The 19,595-nt window shown below is 76.1% G+C and carries 5 protein-coding genes; all 5 read right to left on the bottom strand.

Annotated elements, in window-relative coordinates; all coding sequences use genetic code 11:
• Positions 1-8: 8 nt before the first annotated feature.
• Positions 9-1,271, bottom strand: a complete 1,263-nt coding sequence (locus tag AB0I49_RS19275; protein WP_363228187.1) for an acyl-CoA dehydrogenase family protein — start codon at positions 1,269-1,271, stop codon at positions 9-11.
• Positions 1,264-1,572: an acyl carrier protein gene (locus AB0I49_RS19270; RefSeq protein ID WP_363228186.1), complete on the bottom strand. Its 309-nt coding sequence runs from the start codon at positions 1,570-1,572 to the stop codon at positions 1,264-1,266. The genes AB0I49_RS19275 and AB0I49_RS19270 overlap by 8 nt, the downstream gene beginning before the upstream one ends.
• A gap of 64 nt (positions 1,573-1,636) precedes the next feature.
• Positions 1,637-2,512, bottom strand: a complete 876-nt coding sequence (locus AB0I49_RS19265) for a 3-hydroxyacyl-CoA dehydrogenase family protein (protein WP_363228185.1) — start codon at positions 2,510-2,512, stop codon at positions 1,637-1,639.
• Positions 2,509-8,973 carry a type I polyketide synthase gene (locus tag AB0I49_RS19260; protein WP_363228226.1) on the bottom strand — a complete coding sequence of 2,155 codons (6,465 nt, stop codon included), beginning with the start codon at positions 8,971-8,973 and terminating at the stop codon, positions 2,509-2,511. The genes AB0I49_RS19265 and AB0I49_RS19260 overlap by 4 nt, the downstream gene beginning before the upstream one ends.
• 25 nt (positions 8,974-8,998) lie before the next feature.
• Positions 8,999-19,507, bottom strand: a complete 10,509-nt coding sequence (locus AB0I49_RS19255; RefSeq protein ID WP_363228184.1) for a type I polyketide synthase — start codon at positions 19,505-19,507, stop codon at positions 8,999-9,001.
• Positions 19,508-19,595 lie beyond the last annotated feature (88 nt).

Below are 19,595 nucleotides of genomic sequence, written 5' to 3'. Positions count from 1 at the left end.
GGGCGCGCTCACCGCGGCCTCCCCGACGCGGATACGGGCGGTGCGGGTGCGGGTGCGGTGGGCACGGCGGGCACGGGTGCGGCTGGTGCCGATACGGCCGGTGCCGGTGCCGGCGCGGCCTGTGGGGTGCGGCCCCGCGCGGAGACGGCGTGGTCGGCGAGCAGCACCTGGCACAGCTCGGTGCTGCCCTCGATGATCTCCATCAGCTTCGCGTCCCGGTAGGCGCGGGCCACCGGGTGGCCGTCCCGCGAACCGGCCGAGGCCAGCACCTGGACGGCCGACGAAGCCCCGGCGGCGGCCTGGGCGGAGCTGACGCGCTTGGCCAGGACGGTGGCCACCACCTGGTCCGGGGACCCCTCGTCCCAGCAGCGGCTGGCGTGCTCGCAGACCCTGGTGGCCACCTGTTCCGCCGTGTACAGCTCGGCGAGGTGCCGGGCCACCAACTGGTGCCGGGCTATCGGCTTGCCGAACTGCTCGCGGACGGCGGCGTGCCCGGCGGCGGCGGCCAGGCAGCCGCGCAGGATGCCCACGCACCCCCACGCCACGGACATCCGCCCGTACGCCAGGGCGGTGGTCACCAGGAGCGGCAGCGGCAGCCCGTACCCGCCGAGGACGCTCTCGGCAGGCAGCCGGACCGCGTCGAGCGCGATGTCGGCGTGGCCGGCCGCGCGGCAGCCGAGCGGATCGGCGATCCGCCGCACCTCGACACCGGGCGTGTCGGCGGGTACGAGCACGGCGGCGGCGACATCCCCGTCAGAGCCGTCAGAGCCGTCGGAGCCGTCGGCGTAGCGGCCGAATATCACCAGCACGTCCGCGTAGGAGGCAGCGGTCACCCACTTCTTCCGGCCGTCGATGACAACCGAGTCGCCGTCGCGGCGGATGACGGTGGTCATCGCCGCGAGGTCGCTGCCCGCGTCCGGTTCGCTGAACCCGACCGCCGCGAGCCGGCCGCCGGTCAGCCCCGGGAGCCAGTCGGCCCGCTGCCGCGGCGTGCCGAAGCGCTGGACGGTCCAGGCGGCCATGCCCTGCGAGGTCAGCACGCTCCGCAGGGAGCTGCACAGGCTCCCCACGTGCGCGGTGTACTCGCCGCTGAGCCAGCTGCTCAGGCCCCACCCGCCGTACTCGGCGGGCACTTCGGCGCACAGCCGGCCGGCCGCGCCGAGTTCCCGGAGCAGGTCCACGGGGAGCAGGCCCGAGCGGTCCCATTCACCGGCCCGGTCGCCGACCGCCGCGGTGACCCGGGCCGCCGCCTCGGAGACCACGTCACCCATCGAGGCCCCCGGAGCGCGGCTCCCGCAGCCGGCAGACCAGCGCCGCCATCACGCGCGCGGTACGGAAGTTGTCCATCCGGAGGTCGGCCCCGCGGATCGCCACCCCGTAGGTCTTCTCCAGGTGCACGACCAGTTGCATCGCGAAGAGGGAGGAGAGGCCGCCCGTCCTGAACAGGTCGGTCTCGGGCTGCCATGGCGTGCCGGTATGTCCCTGGAGGAAGTCGAGCAGCTCCTTCTCCACGGCTTCCGGCGTACGGGCCCCGGTGCCGGTGTCCGCGGCCTCGCCGGTCTGGTTGGTCATCGGTTCTCCTCCATGGGGTAAGCGGTGCGAGTGATATAAGCGGCGCGGGTCGCGATGGTGCTGGTCATGGGTACGTGTAGAAGCCCTGCCCCGACTTGCGGCCGTGGCGGCCCTCCGCGACGAGCTTCAGCAGCAGGTCGCAGGGGCGGCAGCCGTCGTCGCCGGTGCGTTCGTACAGGACTTTCAGCGAGTCGACGAGGTTGTCGATGCCGATGAGGTCGGCGGTGCGGAGGGGCCCGGTGGGGTGTCCCAGGCAGCCCTGCATCAGCGCGTCGACGGCTTCGGCGGTGGCGGTGCCCTCCTGTACGACGCGGGCCGCGTCGTTGATCATCGGGTGCAGGACCCTGCTGGTCACGAAGCCGGGGGCGTCCTTGACCACGACGCCGTCGCGGCGCACCGCGGCGAGCAGCGAGGTCACGGCGGCCATCGCCGCGTCGCCGGTCCGGGGGCCGCGGACGACCTCGGCCGTCTTGATCAGGTAGGGCGGGTTCATGAAGTGGGTGCCGACGAGCTCCGCCGGGCGGTCGACGGCGTCGGCGAGCTCGTCGACGGGGATGGACGAGGTGTTGGTGATCAGCAGCGTGCCGGGGCGCACCGCGGCCGAGATCTCGGCCAGGACCTTGGCCTTGAGGTCGGCGCTCTCGGTGATCGCCTCGATGACGGCGGTGGCCCGGCCGGCGGCGTCGGACGTGGCGGCGGTGGTCAGTTCGCCGGGCGCGATGTCCGGCGGCAGGGCGCTCATCAGCTGCGCCAGCCGCAGCTCGTCGCCGATCTTCTCCGGCGCCCGGTCGAGCCGGTCGGGGTCGGTGTCGACGAGGTGGACGGGCAGCCCGTGGCCGAGGGCCAGCGCGGTGATGCCGACCCCCATCACCCCGGCCCCCAGCACGGTCAGCGCGTGGGCCGGCGGGTTCTGGCTCTCCTCGTGCGGCGTGGTGGTCACGCGTCCCTCCTCAGCGGGTGGTTGGTGCGGGCGGCCGGGGCGGCGCCCGAGGTATCCGAGATATCCGCCGTGTCCGTACGAGCCTCCGCGCGAGCCTCTGTACGGGCCTCTGTACGGGCCTCTGTACGGGCCTCTGTACGGGCCTCTGTACGGGCCTCTGTACGGGCCTCTGTACGGGCTGCCTCCGGTTCGTCGGCCGTCGTGCCCGTACGCGTGGCCGGGGCGGCGCCCGCGACCGGTGGAACGACGGTTCGGAGCCAGTCGGCGACGGCCTCGCCGGTGGTCGCGATGTGCTCTTCCATGATCGAGAAGTGGTCGCCTGGCACGTCCACGACCGTGTGCGCGGACGACCAGGAGGAGCGCCAGTCCCCGGCGTCCGGGGACGGTTCGCCGAGCGGGGTGGAGGCGCGTACGAGCAGGACGGGCGCTTCGACGGCCGGGGGCCGCCAGTCGTCGAGGATGCGGAAGTACCCGCCCATCGCGGTGAGCCGGGTTCCGTCCATCGGGGCCGCCCGGTCCTCGCGCGCGAACATCCCGCCCAGCAGGACGTCGTTGAACTGCGTGATGCCCGCGTTGTCGGACAGATAGGTGTCGAGCAGCACCACGGCGGCGGGCCCGGCGCCGAGCCGTTCCAGCGCCGCGGCCGCACCGTGCGCGAGGGTGCCGCCGGAGGACGAGCCGACGAGCACCAGGGGGCTGTCCGGGTGCTCTTGACGGATCGTCAGCGCCTGAAAGTCCAGCAGCGCGGACATGTCCGCGGGCAGCGCCTCGCCCGGTACGAAGCCGGGGGCGTCCAGCGCGCTGACGCCGAACCGGTCCCCCAGCCGCGCGGCGAGGCGCGCGTACTGGTGGGCGCCGCCCAGGGCGACGACCGAGCCGAAGCAGACGACGACGGGGGCGTCGGCGCGCTCGCGCAGGCGGAGCAGCCGGGGGCAGGCCCCGGAGGCGAGGAAGCCGGCCGCGCTGTCGAACTGCGGCCGCAGGGCGGAGGCGTGTTTCAGCAGCGCGAGACCCTCGTCGGTCTTCCCCAGTTCGCACGCCTGCCGGAACAGCAGGCTCACCGGGTCGGCGTCCGGCTCGGGCCCGGCGTCCGGCACGGGTTCGCCGGAGGCCCTTACCGCCGGTGGAGCGTCGGCCCCCACCTCGGGTTCGGCCGCGGCTGCCGCTTCGGACGCGGCGGCCAGCGCCGCCCCGAGCTGCGCCGCCAGCTTGACCGGCGTGCCGCTGTCGAGCACCGCCGAGGGCCGCAGCCGCAGCCCGGTGGCCTCGCCGAGCCGGTTGCGGAGTTCGACGGCGGTCAGCGAGTCGAATCCGAGGGAGAGGAAGGCGGCCGTCTCCGGCACGGCCTCGGCGTCCGCGTGGCCGAGGACGCCGGCCGCGAGGGTGCGTACGACGTCGAGCAGGACGCGCTCGCGCTCTTCGGCCCCGGCTCCGGCGAGCCGCGCGCGGACCGAGTCGGCGGCCGCCTTCCGGGGCCGGGCCCGTACCAGCGAACGCAGCAGCGGCGGCGGGCCGTCGCGGTACGCGGCGAGGTCCAGGTGCACCGGCACGGCCAGCGCGTCGCCGGCGCTCAAGGCGGCGTCGAAGAGCGCCATGCCGTCCTCGTCGGACAGCGCGCGCACCCCGCCGCGAGCCATCCGGTGCAGGTCTGTGCCGGCCAGCTCGGCCGTCAGCCCGCTCTGCCGCTCCCACAGCCCCCAGGCCAGGGAGACGCCCGGCAGTCCGAGCCGCCGCCGCGCCGCCATCAGCGCGTCGAGGGTGGCGTTGGCGGCCGAGTACGCGGACTGGCCGGGGCTGCCCATGACGCCCGCGGCGGAGGAGAACACGGCGAACGCCGACAGCTCGTACCCGCGCGTCAGCTCGTGCAGGTGGTGGACGGCGTCGGTCTTGGGCCGCAGCACGGCGCGCAGCCGCCCCGGTGTCAGGGCTTCGAGGAGCCCGTCGTCGAGGGCTCCCGCGGTGTGCACGACCGCGCGCAGCGGGTGTTCGTCGGGGATCGTCGCCAGCGCGTCGGCCAGTTGCCGACGGTCCGACACATCACAGGCCAGCGCGGTCATTTCGGCCCCCTGCTCGGCCAGTTCGGCGGCGAGCGGGGCCAGGCCGGGGCCTTCCGGGCCGCGTCGGCTGAGTACGAGCAGGCGGCGCACTCCGTGCTCGGCGACGAGATGGCGGGCCAGCACGCCCGCGAGGGCGCCGCCGCCGCTGAGCAGCACGGTCCCGTCGGGCCCGAAGGAGGGCGCGGCCGGTACGGGCGCGGGGGCGTCCTGACGGGCCAGCCGGGGCGCGAGGAGCCGCCCCTCGCGGACGGCCGTCTGCGGTTCGCCGGCCGCGAGCACGGTGGTCAGCTGGGCGGTGGTCCCCTGCGGCCCGTCGGTGTCGAGCAGCAGGAACCGTCCGGGGTGTTCGAGCTGGGCGGAGCGGAGCAGGCCCCAGACGGCGGCGGCGCCGAGGTCCACCGGCTCCTCGCCCGTGTCGGCCGCGCCTCGGGTGAGCACCACGAGGGGCGTGTCCGCGAAGCGGTCGTCGGCCAGCCAGCTCTGGACTCGGGCGAGCACGTCGGCCGCGACCGCGTGCACGGCTTCCGGGCCCGTCACGGCGTCGGCATCGGCGTCCGCGTCGGCGCGGGGCGGGCAGAGCAGCAGCACGGCATCCGGCACGGCGCCCCCGCCGCCCTCTTCCTCCGTGGGCAGCGGCTCGGTGGCGAACTCCGGTGGGAGGAGCCGTTCGTCGCGCGGGCCGAGGATCCCCCAGCGGGCGGGCGGGGGCTCCGCGTCGGGGGCGGCGACCGGGGTCCAGTCGAGGCGGAACAGCGAGTCGGCAGGCGTGCGCAGGGCGGCGGCGGAGGCGGCGCGCAGGGTCAGCGAACCGACCGTGGCGACCGCGTGTCCGGCCGGGTCGGTGATCCGTACCGTCACGGCGTCCGGCCCGTCGGGGCGGAGCGTCACGCGCAGCACCGGTTCGGCGGACGGTTCGATCGCCGCCTGGCTCCAGGAGAACGGCAACGGCACGCCGTCAGTGGGTTGTTGACCGTCCGTCGGCCGGAGTCCGGTCGTCTGGAGGGCGGCGTCGAGCAGCGCCGGGTGTACGCCGAATCCGCCGTTCCCGGCGCCCGTCAGCGTCTCGGGCAGCGCGACCTCGGCGTGGATCTCGTCGCCGTCGCGCCAGGCGGCGCGCAGGCCGCGGAACGCCGGTCCGTACTCGATGCCTTGGGCTTCCAGCAGCTCGTACAGATCGTCCACGTCCAGCGGCGTCGCCCCGGACGGCGGCCATTCGGCCCGTACGGGCAGGGCCGGAGCCGGTCGGGCGCCGAGGGTTCCGTCCGCGTGGCGCGTCCAGGGCTGGTCGGCTCCGGCGTCTTCGGGGCGGGAGTGGAGCGTCACGGGGCGGCGTCCGTCCGCGTCCTCGGGCCCTACCAGCAGCCGGAGCTGTACGGCCCGCTCCGACGCCGGGTCGCCGGGCAGCAGCAGCGGCGCGGCGAGGGTCAGTTCCTCGACCGCGGCGCTGCCGAGCCGCCGTCCGGCGTGCGCGGCCATCTCCAGATAGGCCACGCCGGGCAGCAGGACCGTACCGGCGACGGCGTGGTCGGCGAGCCAGGGGTGGGCGGCGAGGGAGAGCCGGCCGGTGAAGAGGGTGCCCGCCTCGTCCGGGAGGGCGACGGCCGCGCCGAGCAGGGGGTGGCCGCCGTCGGCCTGGCCCGCCGTGGCGGGGTCGCCGCCCGCGGGGGCCGCGTCGAGCCAGTAGCGCCGGCGCTGGAAGGCGTACGTGGGGAGGTCGGCGCGGCCCGCCCCGACCCCGTCGAACAGCGGTTCCCAGGACACCGGCAGGCCGTTCGCCTGCGCCGCGCCCAGGGACAGCAGCAGCCGCCGGAGGCCGCCCTCGGAGCGGCGCAGGGTGTCGAGCACGAGGGCGTCCCGCGCGCCGGCGTCGGCCGCGGTGTCCTCGATGCCGAAGGTCAGCGTGGGGTGCGGGCTGATCTCCAGGAAGGTCCGGTGCCCGGCGTCGAGCAGCGCCCGTACGGCCTCCTGGAAGCGGACGGTGTGCCGCAGGTTGCGGTACCAGTAGTCGGGGCCGAAGGCGTCGGGGCCCGGCGGGGCCGCGTCGACGGTGGAGAGCATCGGGACGGCGGCGGGCCGGGGCGCGATGTCGGCCAGCGCCGTGCGCAGCATGTCCTGTATGGCCTCGACGTCGCCGCAGTGGGAGGCGTGCCCTATGGGCATCCGCCAGGCCATCGCGCCCTCGGCCTCGAGGTCGTCGACGAGTGTGCCGACGGCGTCCTCGGAGCCGGCCACCACCACGACGCGCGGGCCGTTGACGGCCGCGATGGAGACGTCCAGTTGACGTCGCGTCAGGGCTTCGGAGACCTCTTCCGGCGACATCATCACGGTGGCCATCGCGCCGCCCGGCAGGGTGCCGAGCGCCTTGCTGCGCTCCACGGCGACGCGGGCCGCGTCGTCGAGGGACAGCGCGCCCGCCACGCAGGCGGCGGCCGCCTCGCCCTGGCTGTGGCCGATCACGGCGGCGGGCTCGACGCCGTGGGCGCGCCACACGGCGGCCAGCGACACCATCACCGCGAACAGGACCGGCTGGAGCACCTCCACCCGCTCGGGGTCGGGCCCGCCCGGCGCGCCGCGCAGCACCGCGGTGGGCGACCAGTCGAGATGCGGGGCCAGGGCCCGTTCGCAGTCGGCCATCCGGGCGGCGAACACCGGGCTGCTGTCGAGGAGTTCAGCGCCCATGCCGGTCCACTGCGCGCCCGTTCCGGGGAAGACGAAGACCGCTTTGCGGCCGCCCTGCGGCACGGTGCCGCGTACGCCCGCCGCGGGCTCCTCGCCCTGGGAGAGGGCGGCGAGTCCGGCGAGCAGTTCGGCGCGGTCCTCGCCGACCAGGACGGCGCGCTCCGCGAACCGCGACCGGCCGAGGGCCAGCGAGCGGCCGACGTCGAGGAGACGCGGGTCGGGCTCGGCGAGCAGGTGGGCGTGGAGGGCGGCGGCCTGGGCCCGCAGCGCCGGGCCGCTCTTCGCCGACAGCGGCCAGAGCACCGGGCCGGGCGCGGGAGCCGCCGCGCGGGCCGGCGCGGGTTCGGGCACGGATTCCAGGATCAGGTGGGCGTTGGTGCCGCTGGCGCCGAAGGAGGAGACCCCGGCCCGGCGGGGCTCGCCGGTGGCGGGCCAGGGGCGGGCCTCGGTGAGGAGCTCCACGGCACCCTCGGTCCAGTCGACCTGGTCGGTGGGCCGGTCGATGTGCAGGGTCTTGGGCAGCAGGCCGTGCCGCATCGCCAGGACGGTCTTGATGACGCCGCCCACCCCGGCGGCGGCCTGGGTGTGGGTCAGGTTGGACTTCAGCGAGCCGAGCCACAGCGGCCGGTCCGCGGGCCGGCCCCGGCCGTAGACGGCGAGCAGGGCCTGCGCCTCGATGGGGTCGCCCAGCACCGTGCCGGTGCCGTGCGCCTCCACCGCGTCCACCTGGCCGGGGGCGAGCCCGGCGCGGTCCAGCGCCTGCCGGATGACGCGCTCCTGGGCGGGCCCGTTGGGGGCGGTCATGCCGTTGCTGGCGCCGTCCTGGTTGACGGCGGAGCCGCGCACCACGGCCAGTACGGGGTGGCCGTTGCGGCGCGCGTCGGAGAGCCGTTCCAGGAGCAGCAGGCCGACGCCCTCGCCGAAGCCCGCGCCGTCGGCCGCCGCCGAGAACGACTTGCTGCGCCCGTCGGGGGCGAGCCCGCGCTGGCGGCTGAAGCCGATGTACAGGCCGGGGGTGGACATCACGGTCACCCCGCCGGCCAGGGCGAGGGTCGCGTCGCCGGCCCGTAGCGCCTGGCAGGCGAGGTGGACGGCCACGAGGGAGGAGGAGCAGGCGGTGTCGAGGGTCACCGCCGGTCCCTGGAGCCCCAGCGTGTAGGCGACGCGGCCGGAGGCGACGCTGGGGATGCTGCCGGTGCCGAGGAACCCCTCCACCTCGTCGGGGACCGCGCCGAGCCGGGAGCCGTACTCGCTGTAGATGACCCCGGCGTAGACGCCGGTCCGGCTGCCGCGCAGGGTGAGCGGGTCGATCCCGGCGCGTTCCACGGCCTCCCAGGCCGTCTCCAGCAGCAGCCGCTGCTGGGGGTCCATCGCCAGGGCCTCGCGCGGCGAGATGCCGAAGAAGGCGGGGTCGAAGTCGCAGGCGTCGCGGAGGAAGCCGCCCTCCCGGACGTAGAAGGTGCCGGGCGCGTCGGGGTCCGTGTCGTACCGGCCCTCGACGTCCCAGCCGCGGTCCTCGGGGAACGCGGAGACCGCGTCCCGCTCCTTGACCAGCAGCTCCCACAGCTCCTCGGGGGTGCGTACGCCGCCGGGGAAGCGGCAGCCCATCGCCACGACGGCGATGGGCTCGCGGGCCTCGTCACCGAGCCGCCGGCTCGTCTCGCGCAGTCGCTGGTTCTCCTGGAGCGAGGCGCGCAGCGCCTCCACCACCCGGTCCGTGGACATCGTCTTCCCTTCCTGCCCGCGTGGTTCAGTCACGGTCGCCGCCCAGCGCCATCCGTACGAGGTCGTCGACGCCCATGTCCTCGATGGTCCCGGCGCCGTCATCCGGCGGCCGGGGTTCGCCGTCGGCCGGCGCCGGGCCGGAGAGCCCGTCGGCGAGGTTCAGCAGCGCGTCGAGGAGCCCGGCGCGGCGCAGCTCCGACGGCGGGATCGCGGCGAGCCGGTCGCGGATCTCGGCGTCGGTGCGGTCCCCGTCGGCCCGGCCCGCCGGCGCGTCGTCGGGCAGCAGCCGTTCGGCGACGTACGCGGCGACCTCGGCGGGGCTCGGCCGGTCGAAGACCAGGGTCGCCGGGAGCCGGAGTCCGGTGGCCGCGCCCAGCCGGTTGCGCAGTTCGACGGAGGTCAGCGAGTCGAAGCCGAGGTCCTTGAAGGCGCGTTCGGGGTCGACGGCCTCGGCTTCGTGGTGGCCCAGCACGTCCGCGACGCGGCTCCGTACGAGGTCGAGCACCGCCGCGCGCCGCTCCTCGGCGCCGAGCGCTGTGAGCCGCCGGCGCAGGGAGCCCGCGTCGGCGTCGTCCGTACCGGCCGCGCGCCTGCGGACGCCGCCGGGGACGAGCCCGGACAGCAGCGGGGGCACGGGGGCGGTACGGGCGGCGGCGCGCAGCCGGGCGAGGTCGAGCTTGACGGGGACGAGCAGCGGCTCGTCCGAGGCGAGCGCCGCGTCGAAGAGGGCCAGCCCTTCGCCGGTGGAGAGCGCGGCGGTGCCGCCGCGGGCCATCCGCCGCAGGGCGTCGTCGCCGAGGGCGCCGGTCAGGGCGCTGCGTTCGGCCCACAGGCCCCAGGCCAGGGACTGCGCGGGGCGACCGTGGGCCCGGCGCTGCTGGGCGAGGGCGTCGAGGAACGCGTTGGCCGCCGCGTAGTTGCCCTGTCCGGCGTTGCCGACGGTGGCGGACGCGGAGGAGAACAGGACGAACGCCGCGAGGTCCATGCCCTCCGTCAGCTCGTGCAGGTTGAGGGCCGCGTCGACCTTGGGGCGCAGCACGTGGTCCATGCGCTCCGGCGTCAGCGACTCGATGAGCGCGTCGTCGAGGACGCCCGCGGCGTGGACGACGGCGGTGAGCGGATGTTCCTCCGGTACGCCCTTGAGCAGCGCGGCCACCGCGGCGCGGTCCGCCGCGTCGCACGCGGCGACGGCCACCTGAGCGCCCGCTTCCCGGAGTTCGGCCGCCAGGGCGAGCGTCTCGGGGGCGTCCGGGCCGCGCCGCCCCGCCAGCAGCAGGTGCCGTACGCCGCGTTCGGCGACGAGGTGACGGGCCACCAGGGCGCCGAGCACTCCCCCGGCTCCGGTGATGAGGACGGTCTTGTCGCTGTCCCACGCGCCGGGCGTCTTGTCCTCTACGGCCTCCCGTACGAGCCGCGCGGCGAGCAATGTTCCTTCTCGTACGGCGAGTTGGGGTTCATTGGCAGCCAGCGCGGCGGGCAGCCGGGTGGCGACGGCCGCCGGGTCGTCGGTGTCGAGGAGCAGCAGGCGGTCGGGGTGTTCGGACTGCGCGGACCGCAGGAGTCCGCGTACGGCCGCGGCGGCGAGGTCGGTGAGCTGTGCGCCGCGGGCCGTGGCGACCGCGCCCCGGGTGAGCAGGACCAGGCGCGCGCCGTCCCAGCGGGGGTCGGCCAGCCACTCCTGGGTGAGCGGCAGAACGCGGTTGAGGGCGACTCGTACTGACGCCGCGTCGGCCGTGGTCTCCAGGCAGGGGACGACGACCACGGCGGGCGCCGGCATGCCCGCGTTCACCGCCGCGGCGAGCGCCGCGAGGTCGGGGTGGCTGTCCGGGAAGAGGTCCTCGCCGCCGATGACCGCCCAGTGTCCGAGGTGTTCGGCCGGTCCGGCGGCGGGCAGCGGGGTCCACTCGGTGCGGAAGAGGGAGTCGGAGGCGCCCGCGCCCGCTCCGGCGGCGCGGAGCGCGTCGAGGTCGACGGGGCGTACCGCCAGTTCCTCGACGGTGGCGACCGGGCGGCCCTCGGGGTCGGTGGCGTCGATGGACACCGTGCCGTCGGGCCCGTAGCCGAGTCGGACGCGCAGCGTGGTGGCCCCTCCGGCGTGCAGCCGGACGCCGCCCCAGGAGAACGGCAGCCCGACGGCGCCCGCCGATCCGGCCTGCGAGGTCGGCGAGGTCGGTGAGGTCCGCGAACCGTCCGGGGTGGGGCCGTCCGAGGTGGAGCCGTCCGGGACGGAGCCGTCCGGGACAGATCCGTGCGGAGTGGAGCCTTCGCGCGAGCCGAGCCAGAGCCCTTGCAGGGCCGCGTCGAGCAGGGCGGGGTGGAGCCCGTACGAGGGGGCCTGCGGCTGCTGCTCCTCGGGCAGCCGGACCTCGGTGAAGACCTCGGTGCCGCGCCGCCAGGCGGCCCGGAGCCCCTGGAAGGCGGGCCCGTAGCCGTATCCGGAAGCGCCGAAGCGCGTATAGAGGTCGTCCACGGCGATCGGCTCGGCTCCGGCCGGGGGCCAGGCCGCGTCGGCGGCGGCCGGAACGGCGGGCGGTTCGCCGGGCGCGCTGCCGGGCCCCAGGATTCCGGTGGCGTGCGGGGTCCAGTCGCCGGCGGCGGCGTCCTCGCGGCGGGAGAACAGGTCGATGGCGCGGCGGCCCTCGGCGTCGGCGGCGCCCACCCGCAGTTGCAGCCTGAGGATCGCGTCGGGCGGCAGGAACAGCGGTGCCTGGAGGGTGAGTTCCTCGACGACGGGGCAGCCGGCCTCGTCGGCGGCGCGTACGGCCAGTTCCACGAAGGCCGCGCCGGGCAGCAGGATGGTGTCGGAGACGCGGTGGTCGGCGAGCCAGGGGTGGGTGCGCTGCGACAGTCGGCCGCTCAGCACCAGCTCCCCGGAGTCCGCGACCTCGATGGCGGCGCCCAGCAGCGGGTGGCCGGCGCTGTCGAGGCCCGCGGCGGCGATGTCCGCGCGCGCCCCGGCCCCCGGCTGCGGCCAGAAGCGTTCGCGCTGGAAGGGGTAGGTGGGCAGGTCGACGCGGCGGGCCCCGCGGCAGGCGGCGGAGAAGTCGACCGGCAGGCCGCCTTCCCATGCCTCGCCGAGGGCGCGCAGCATGCGGGCGGGGCCGCCGTCGTCGCGGCGCAGGGTGCCGATGGCGCGGGCGTCGCGCCCGGCGGCGTCGGCGGTCTCCTGTACGGCGGCGGTCAGGACGGGGTGCGCGCTGGGTTCCACGAAGAGCCGGAACCCGTCGCCGAGGAGGGCCCGCGTGGTCTTCTCGAACTCGACGGTCCGGCGCAGGTTGCGGTACCAGTACCCGGCGTCCAGCCCGGTCCCGTCCAGCGGCTCTCCGGTCACGGTGGAGTAGAAGGGAACCTCTGCCCGACGCGGCGTCAACCCGTCGAGCTGATCGAGGAGTTCACCCTCCAGGCTTTCGACGTGCGCGGAGTGGGAGGCGTAGTCGACCGGTACGTAGCGGGCGCGCACCTCGCGCTTCGCGGCCTGGGCCATCAGCTCGTCGAGCGCGGCGACGTCGCCGGAGACGACGGTGGAGACGGGCCCGTTCACGGCCGCCACCGACAGCCGGCCGCCCCAGCGCGCGATCCATTCGCGCACCTGGTCGGCGGGGAGCGCCACGGAGGCCATGCCGCCGCCGTCCGACAGGGCGCGCAGGGCCTTGCTCCGCAGCGCCACGACGCGCGCCGCGTCGTCGAGGGACAGCGCCCCGGCGACGCAGGCCGCCGCGATCTCGCCCTGGGAGTGGCCGACGACGGCCCCCGGCTCCACGCCGTACGAGCGCCACAGGCCGGACAGCGACACCATCACCGCGAAGAGCACGGGCTGGACGACGTCGACCCGCTCGAAGGCGGGCGCGTCGCCCTCGGCGCGCAGCACGGCCTTCAGCGACCAGTCCACGTACGGCGCGAGCGCCTGCTCGCACTCGGCGACGAGGTCCGCGAACACCGGCTGGGTTTCGAGCAGTTCGGCGCCCATGCCGACCCATTGGGAGCCCTGTCCGGGGAAGACGAACACGGCGCGGGTGTCGGCGTCCTGGGCCGCGTATCCGGCCGCTGACGCGTCGTCGGCCAGCGCGCGCAGTCCGTGGAGCAGTTCCTCGCGGTCACCGACGAGCGCGGCGCGGTGCTCGAAGGCGGTGCGGCCGTGGAGGGTGAGTCCGATGTCGGCGGGGTCCGTACCGGGGTGCTCGGCGAGGTGCCGGTTCAGCCGCCGGGCCTGCGCCCGCAGCGCTTCGGGGGTACGGGCCGACAGCGGCCAGGCCACCACGGCGCCGCCGCGCGGTTCGGGGCCGTGGGCGGTGGCGGGGCTCGGGTCGGGGCCGTCGGCGGCGGCTCCGTCCCGTGCGGGGCGGCCCGCCGTGGTGGTGCCGGGCTCGGGGCTGTCGGCGGTGGCGGGGCTCGGGTCGGGGCTGTCGACCGTCGCGGGGGCCGGATCCGGGGCCTGTTCCAGGATGGCGTGCACATTGGTGCCGCTCAGCCCGAAGGACGACACTCCGGCGCGCGCCGGGCGGCCGTTCTCGGGCCAGGGGCGGGGTTCGGTGGCGAGGGTCAGGGCGCCGCGCTCCCAGTCGACCTGGGTGGAGGGCCGGTCGATGTGCAGGGTCGGCGGTACCGTGCCGTGCCGCATGGCCAGGACGGTCTTGATGACTCCGGCGACGCCGGAGGCGGCTTGGGTGTGGCCGATGTTGGACTTCAGCGAGCCGACGAGCAACGGCCGGTCGGCGGGCCGGTCCTGACCGTATGTCGCCAGCAGGGCCTGCGCCTCGATGGGGTCGCCCAGCGTGGTGCCGGTGCCGTGCGCCTCGACCACGTCCACGTCGCCGGGCGCGAGCCCGGCGTTGGCGAGGGCGGCCCGGATGACGCGCTGCTGGGAGGGGCCGTTGGGCGCGGACAGGCCGTTGCTCGCGCCGTCCTGGTTGATGGCGCTGCCCCGTACGACGGCCAGCACCGGGTGGCCGTGCCGGCGCGCTTCGGAGAGCCGTTCCAGCAGCAGTACGCCCGCGCCCTCGCCCATGCCCATGCCGTCGGCGGCGTCGGAGAACGCCTTGCACCGGCCGTCGGCGGCGAGTCCGCGCTGGCGGGAGAAGGTGACGATGGCGCCGGGGGTGGCCATCACCGCGACGCCGCCGACGAGCGCGAGGGAGCAGTCCCCGGCGCGCAGGGCCTGGCCCGCGAGGTGGAGGGCGACGAGGGAGGAGGAGCAGGCGGTGTCGACGGTCACCGCGGGCCCTTCGAGGCCGAGGGTGTAGGCGACGCGGCCGGAGACGACGCTGGGCGCGCTGCCGGTGAGGAGGTGCCCTTCGCCTTCCGCGGATCGCGCGACGACGTTCGCGTAGTCGGCGTAGTTGACGCCGGTGAACACGCCGGTGCGGCTGCCGCGCAGCGCTGTCGGGTCGAGTCCGGCGCGTTCGAACGCCTCCCACGTGGTCTCCAGCAGGAGCCGCTGCTGCGGGTCCATGGCGAGGGCTTCGCGCGGTGAGATCCCGAAGAAGGGGGCGTCGAACTCGGCGGCGTCGTGCAGGAATCCGCCGTGCCGGGTGGTTGAGGTGCCGGGCCGGTCGGGGTCGGGGTCGTACAGCTCGTCGAGCGGCCAGCCCCGGTCGGCGGGGAACTCGGAGACGGCGTCGCCGCCTTCGGCGAGGAGCCGCCACAGCTCCTCGGGGGACGCGATGGAGCCGGGAAAGCGGCAGGCCATGGAGACGATGGCGATGGGGTCCTCGTCGGGCGCGACCGGGGGCGCCGGGCTCGGCGAACCCTCCTCCGACGCGCCTCCCTCTCCCAGGAGTTCGGTGCGGATGTGCCGGGCCAGCACGGCGGCTGACGGGTAGTCGAAGATGAGGGAGGAGGGCAGCCGCAGGCCGGTCGCGGCGGTGAGGCGGTTGCGCAGTTCCACGGCGGTGAGCGAGGCGAAGCCCAGTTCCTGGAACGCCTTGCCCGGCCTGATGTCGTCGGGCGAGCCGTGCCCGAGTACGGCGGCGGCGTGCGTGCGTACGAGGTCCAGGAGCGTACGGTCGCGGCCCGCAGCGTCGAGGGCGGCGAGGCGTTCGCGCAGCGCCTGCGCGGCGGGGGCCTCGGCGGGCGCGTCCTCCCGCTGGCGGGCCAGGATGCGGCGGACGTCGGGGACGCCGGTGAGCAGCGGGCTGGGGCGGGCGGAGGTGAAGACGGCGGTGAACCGCTCCCAGTCGACGTCGGCGACGGCGACGGCGGTCTCGTCGTCGTCGAGGGCCTGCTGGAGGGCGGTGACGGCGCGGCCGGGGTCGATTCGCGGCAGGCCGTGCTCCTCCAGGTTGAACAGGTCGGCGTCGGCTCCGGCGACCCGGTCCTGCCAGGGGTTCTCGGCCTGCCAGACGCCCCAGTCCACGGTGGTGGCCCGCAGGCCGCGGGCGCGGCGGTGCTGGGCGAGGGCGCCGAGGTAGGCGTTGCCCGCGGCGTACGCGCCGTGGTCGCCGCTGCCCCAGACGCCGGCGATGGAGGAGAACAGTACGAAGGCGTCCAGCTCCCGGTCGAGGAGCGCGTCGAGGTGGGCGGCGCCGGCGGCCTTGGCGGCGACGATCTGTTCGAAGGCGGACAGCGGCGTGGATCGCAGCGGGGCGAGCGCGATGAACGCCGCGGCGTGCACGACGGCGGTGACCGGGTCGCCCTGGGCGTCGAGCGCGGTCAGCATCGCCTCGACGGCCCCACGGTCCGTCAGGTCACAGCTGGGCAGGGACACGCGGGTGCCGAACTCGGCTAGTTCCGCGGCGAGTTCGGCGGCTCCTGGCGCGTCGGGGCCGCGGCGTCCCGGCAGCACGACGTGTTCGGCGCCGCCGCGGGCCAGCCAGCGGGCGAGGTGCGGGCCGACCGCGCCGGTGCCGCCGGTGAGCAGGACCGTGCCGCGGGGCCGCCACGGCCGTCCCCCGCCCGCGGCCCTGGGGGCGCGGACGAGGCGGCGGGCGAGGAGGCCGGTGGCGCGCAGCGCGAGCTGGTCCTCGCCCGAAGCCGAGCCCGAACCCGAGCCCGAACCCGGACCCGGGCCCGCGGCCCCGGCGAGCACGGCGCCGAGCCGGGCCCGGCCGCGGTCGTCGAGGCGGGGCGGCAGGTCGATGAGGCCGCCCCAGCGCGCGGGGGCCTCCAAGGCGGCCACGAGGCCGGTGCCCCAGACGAGGGCCTGGTCCGGGTCGGTGACGGGGTCGTGCGGGCCGGTCGACACCGCGCCGTGGGTGGCGCACCACAGGGGCGCGGTGAGCTGGAGGTCGCCGAGGGCCTGTACGAGCGCGACGGTCAGGGCCGCGCCGCCGGGCAGCGAGGGGTGTTCGGGATGCGGCCGCCCGTCGGCGGCGAGCAGCGACAGCACCCCCGCCGGGGCGCGTCCGGCGAGGGCCGCCGTCACCTTGGCGGCGAGCGCGTCGCGCCGCACGTCGTCGGCGGTCAGCACGACGGGCAGCACGTCGACGCCGAGCCCGGCCAGGGCCTGGAGGGGGCCCCGCACGCGTTCGTCCTCGTCGTGGCCGGCGGGGAGGACCACGAGCCAGCTGCCCTCGGATGTCCGCACAGGAGGTGAGGGCGGTTCGGGCAGGGGCTGCCATTCGGTGCGGTAGCGCCAGGAGTCGATGGCGGCAGCATCGGTCCGCCGCTGCCGCCAGGCGCGCAGGGCAGGCAGCACCCGGTCGAGGGGTTCGGGATCGACGGCGAGGCGGTCGGCCGTGGCGGCGAGGTCGCCGTCCTCGACCATCCGCCAGAAGTCGGTGTCGGCCGGGTCGCTGCTGCCGGTGCCCCGGCGCGGTTCGGCGCCGTCCTCCGGTTCGAGCCAGTAGCGGCGCGTCTGGAAGGGGTAGCCGGGCAGGCCGACCGTACGCGCGCCGGTGCGGGCGTAGACGGCGGACCAGTCGACGGCGACGCCGGCGACCCACAGTTCGGCGGCCGAGGCGAGCGCCCGGCGCGGTCCGCCCTCGCCGCGCCGCAGGGTCCCGGCGACCACCGCGCCTGCGGCGATGCCCTCTGCGCCTCCCGCGCTCTCGACGGTCTCCTGGATCGCCATGGTCAGCACGGGGTGCGGGGACGATTCGAGGAAGACGTCGAAGCCCTGCCCGGCGAGGGCGCGCACGGCGGTCTCGAAGCGTACGGTCCGCCGCAGGTTGCGGTACCAGTAGCCGGCGTCCATGGCGGTGGTGTCCAGCCAGTCGCCGGTGACGGTGGAGAACAGCGGGATACGGCCGGGCAGCGGCCGCACGGCGGCCAGCTCGGCCAGCAGCCGGTCCTCGATCCGCGCCACCTGCGCCGAGTGCGAGGCGTAGTCCACGGGGACGGCCCTGGCCCGTACGCCCCGCTCCTCGCAGTGGGCGAGGAGTTCGGCCAGCGCCCCGGCCTCTCCGGAGACGACGACGGCGGCGGGTCCGTTGACGGCGGCGACGGACAGCCGCTCGCCCCACGGCTCGATCTCGGCGCGGGCCCGGTCCTGGGGCAGGGAGACGGAGGCCATGCCGCCCTGGCCGGCGAGGGCGCGCAGGGCCCGGCTGCGCAGGGCGACCACTTTCGCGCCGTCGTCGAGGGTGAGGGCGCCGCAGACGACGGCGGCGGCGATCTCGCCCTGGCTGTGGCCGACCACGGCGTCGGGCCGTACGCCCCAGGAGTCCCAGAGGGCGGCCAGCGACACCATCACCGCGAACAGCGCGGGCTGCACCACGTCGACGCGGTCCAGGGACGGTGCGCCGGGCTCCTCGCGCAGGACGGGGAGGAGCCGCCAGTCGGTGTGCGGGGCGAGGGCGGCGGCGCAGGCGTGAACGCGGTCGCGGAACACCTCGTTGGAGTCGAGGAGTTCGCGGGCCATGCCCGGCCACTGGGAGCCCTGGCCCGGGAAAACCAGGGCCGTGCGCCCTTCGACGGTCGGGCCGCCGCCGAGTACGAGGCCGGGCGCGGCGGCGGTGTCGGGGCGGGCGAGGGCGTCGAGCCCGTCGCGGAGCGCGGGGAGGCCGTCGCCGAGCAGCACGGCGCGGTGGTCGAAGGCTGCGCGGGTGGTGGCGAGGGACAGCCCGATGTCGGCGGGTTCCGGGTCGTCAGCGGCGTCGAGGTGGCCGGCGAGCGCGGCGGCCTGGTCGCGGAGGGCGGCGGGGGTGCGGCCGGACAGGATCCAGGGCGTCGTCGGCAGCGGCGCGGCGGGCGTCTCGGAGCCGGGCTCGGGCTCCGCGTCGGCGGCGGGCGCGGGCGCGGGGGCCTCTTCGAGTACGAGGTGGGCGTTGGTGCCGCTCATGCCGAAGGAGGAGACCCCGGCGCGGCGCGGGCGGCCGGTGTCGGGCCACGGCCTGGCGTCGGTGAGCAGTTCCACCGCGCCCGCGGACCAGTCGGCGTGCGGCGTGGGCGTATCGACGTGCAGGGTGCGCGGCAGTACGCCGTGGCGCAGCGCGAGCACCGTCTTGATGACGCTCGCGACGCCCGCCGCGGCCTGGGTGTGCCCGATGTTGGACTTCAGCGATCCGAGCCACAACGGCCGTTCCACCGCCCGGTCCTGACCGTACGTCGCCAGCAGCGCGTCGACTTCGATCGGGTCGCCGAGGGTGGTGCCGGTGCCGTGCGCCTCGACGGCGTCGACGTCGGCGGCGGCGAGCCGGGCGTCGGCGAGCGCGGCCCGGATGACGCGCTGCTGGGAGGGGCCGTTGGGCGCGGTGAGGCCGTTGCTCGCGCCGTCCTGGTTGATGGCGGAGCCACGAAGGACGGCGAGTACGGGATGGCCGTTGGTACGGGCGTCCGCCAGCCGTTCCAGCATCAGCATCCCGACGCCCTCGCCCCAGCCCGTGCCGTCGGCGGCGGCCGCGAAGGGCTTGCAGCGGCCGTCGGGGGCCATGGCGCCCTGCCGGTTGAACTCCACGAACACGGCGGGCAGCGACATCACGCTGACGCCGCCGGCCAGCGCGAGGGAGCACTCCCCTGCGCGCAGGGCGCGGGCGGCGAGGTGCAGGGCGACCAGCGACGCCGAGCAGGCGGTGTCGACCGTGACGGCCGGGCCCTCCAGGCCCAGCGCGTAGGAGACGCGGCCGGACATCACGCTCATCGAGTTGCCGGTCATCAGGAAGCCCTGGACGGCTTCGGACGCGTCGGCGCCGAGGGTCGCGTACCCCTGGTCGATGGCGGCGGCGAACACCCCGGTCCGGCTGCCGCGCAGCGAGAGCGGGTCGATGCCGGCCTGTTCGACGGCTTCCCAGGCGGTCGTCAGCAGCAGCCGCTGCTGGGGGTCCATCGCCACGGCCTCGCGGGGCGAGATCCCGAAGAACTCCGCGTCGAAGTCGGCGGCGCCGTCCAGGAACGCGCCCTGGGCGGGCACGCCGCCCGCCGCGAGGTCGGCGGTCGACCAGCCGCGGTCGGCGGGGAGCCCGGTCACGGTGTCGCGCCCGGCGGCGAGGAGGTCCCACAGGTCGTCGGGGGTGCGGACGCCGCCGGGGAAGCGGCAGCTCATCGAGACGACCGCGATCGGCTCGTGGGCCGCGGACTCGGCGTCCTGGAGCCGCTGCCGCGTGTTCTGGAGGTCGATCGTCACACGGTTGAGGTAGTCGCGGAGCCTCTGATCGCTCACCGGGAACCGCCGCTTTCGTCGTTGATGTCGTCTCTCGGAGCAGGGCAAGCAAGGGGCATAGGGGGAGCGAGGGCCCTGGGGCGCGTAC

The sequence above is a fragment of the Streptomyces sp. NPDC050617 genome (genome assembly GCF_040654795.1).
In the GTDB taxonomy this organism is placed as follows: domain Bacteria; phylum Actinomycetota; class Actinomycetes; order Streptomycetales; family Streptomycetaceae; genus Streptomyces.
The sequence above is the reverse complement of the archived record's forward strand: the minus strand, read 5'-3'. Positions and strand labels throughout refer to the sequence as shown.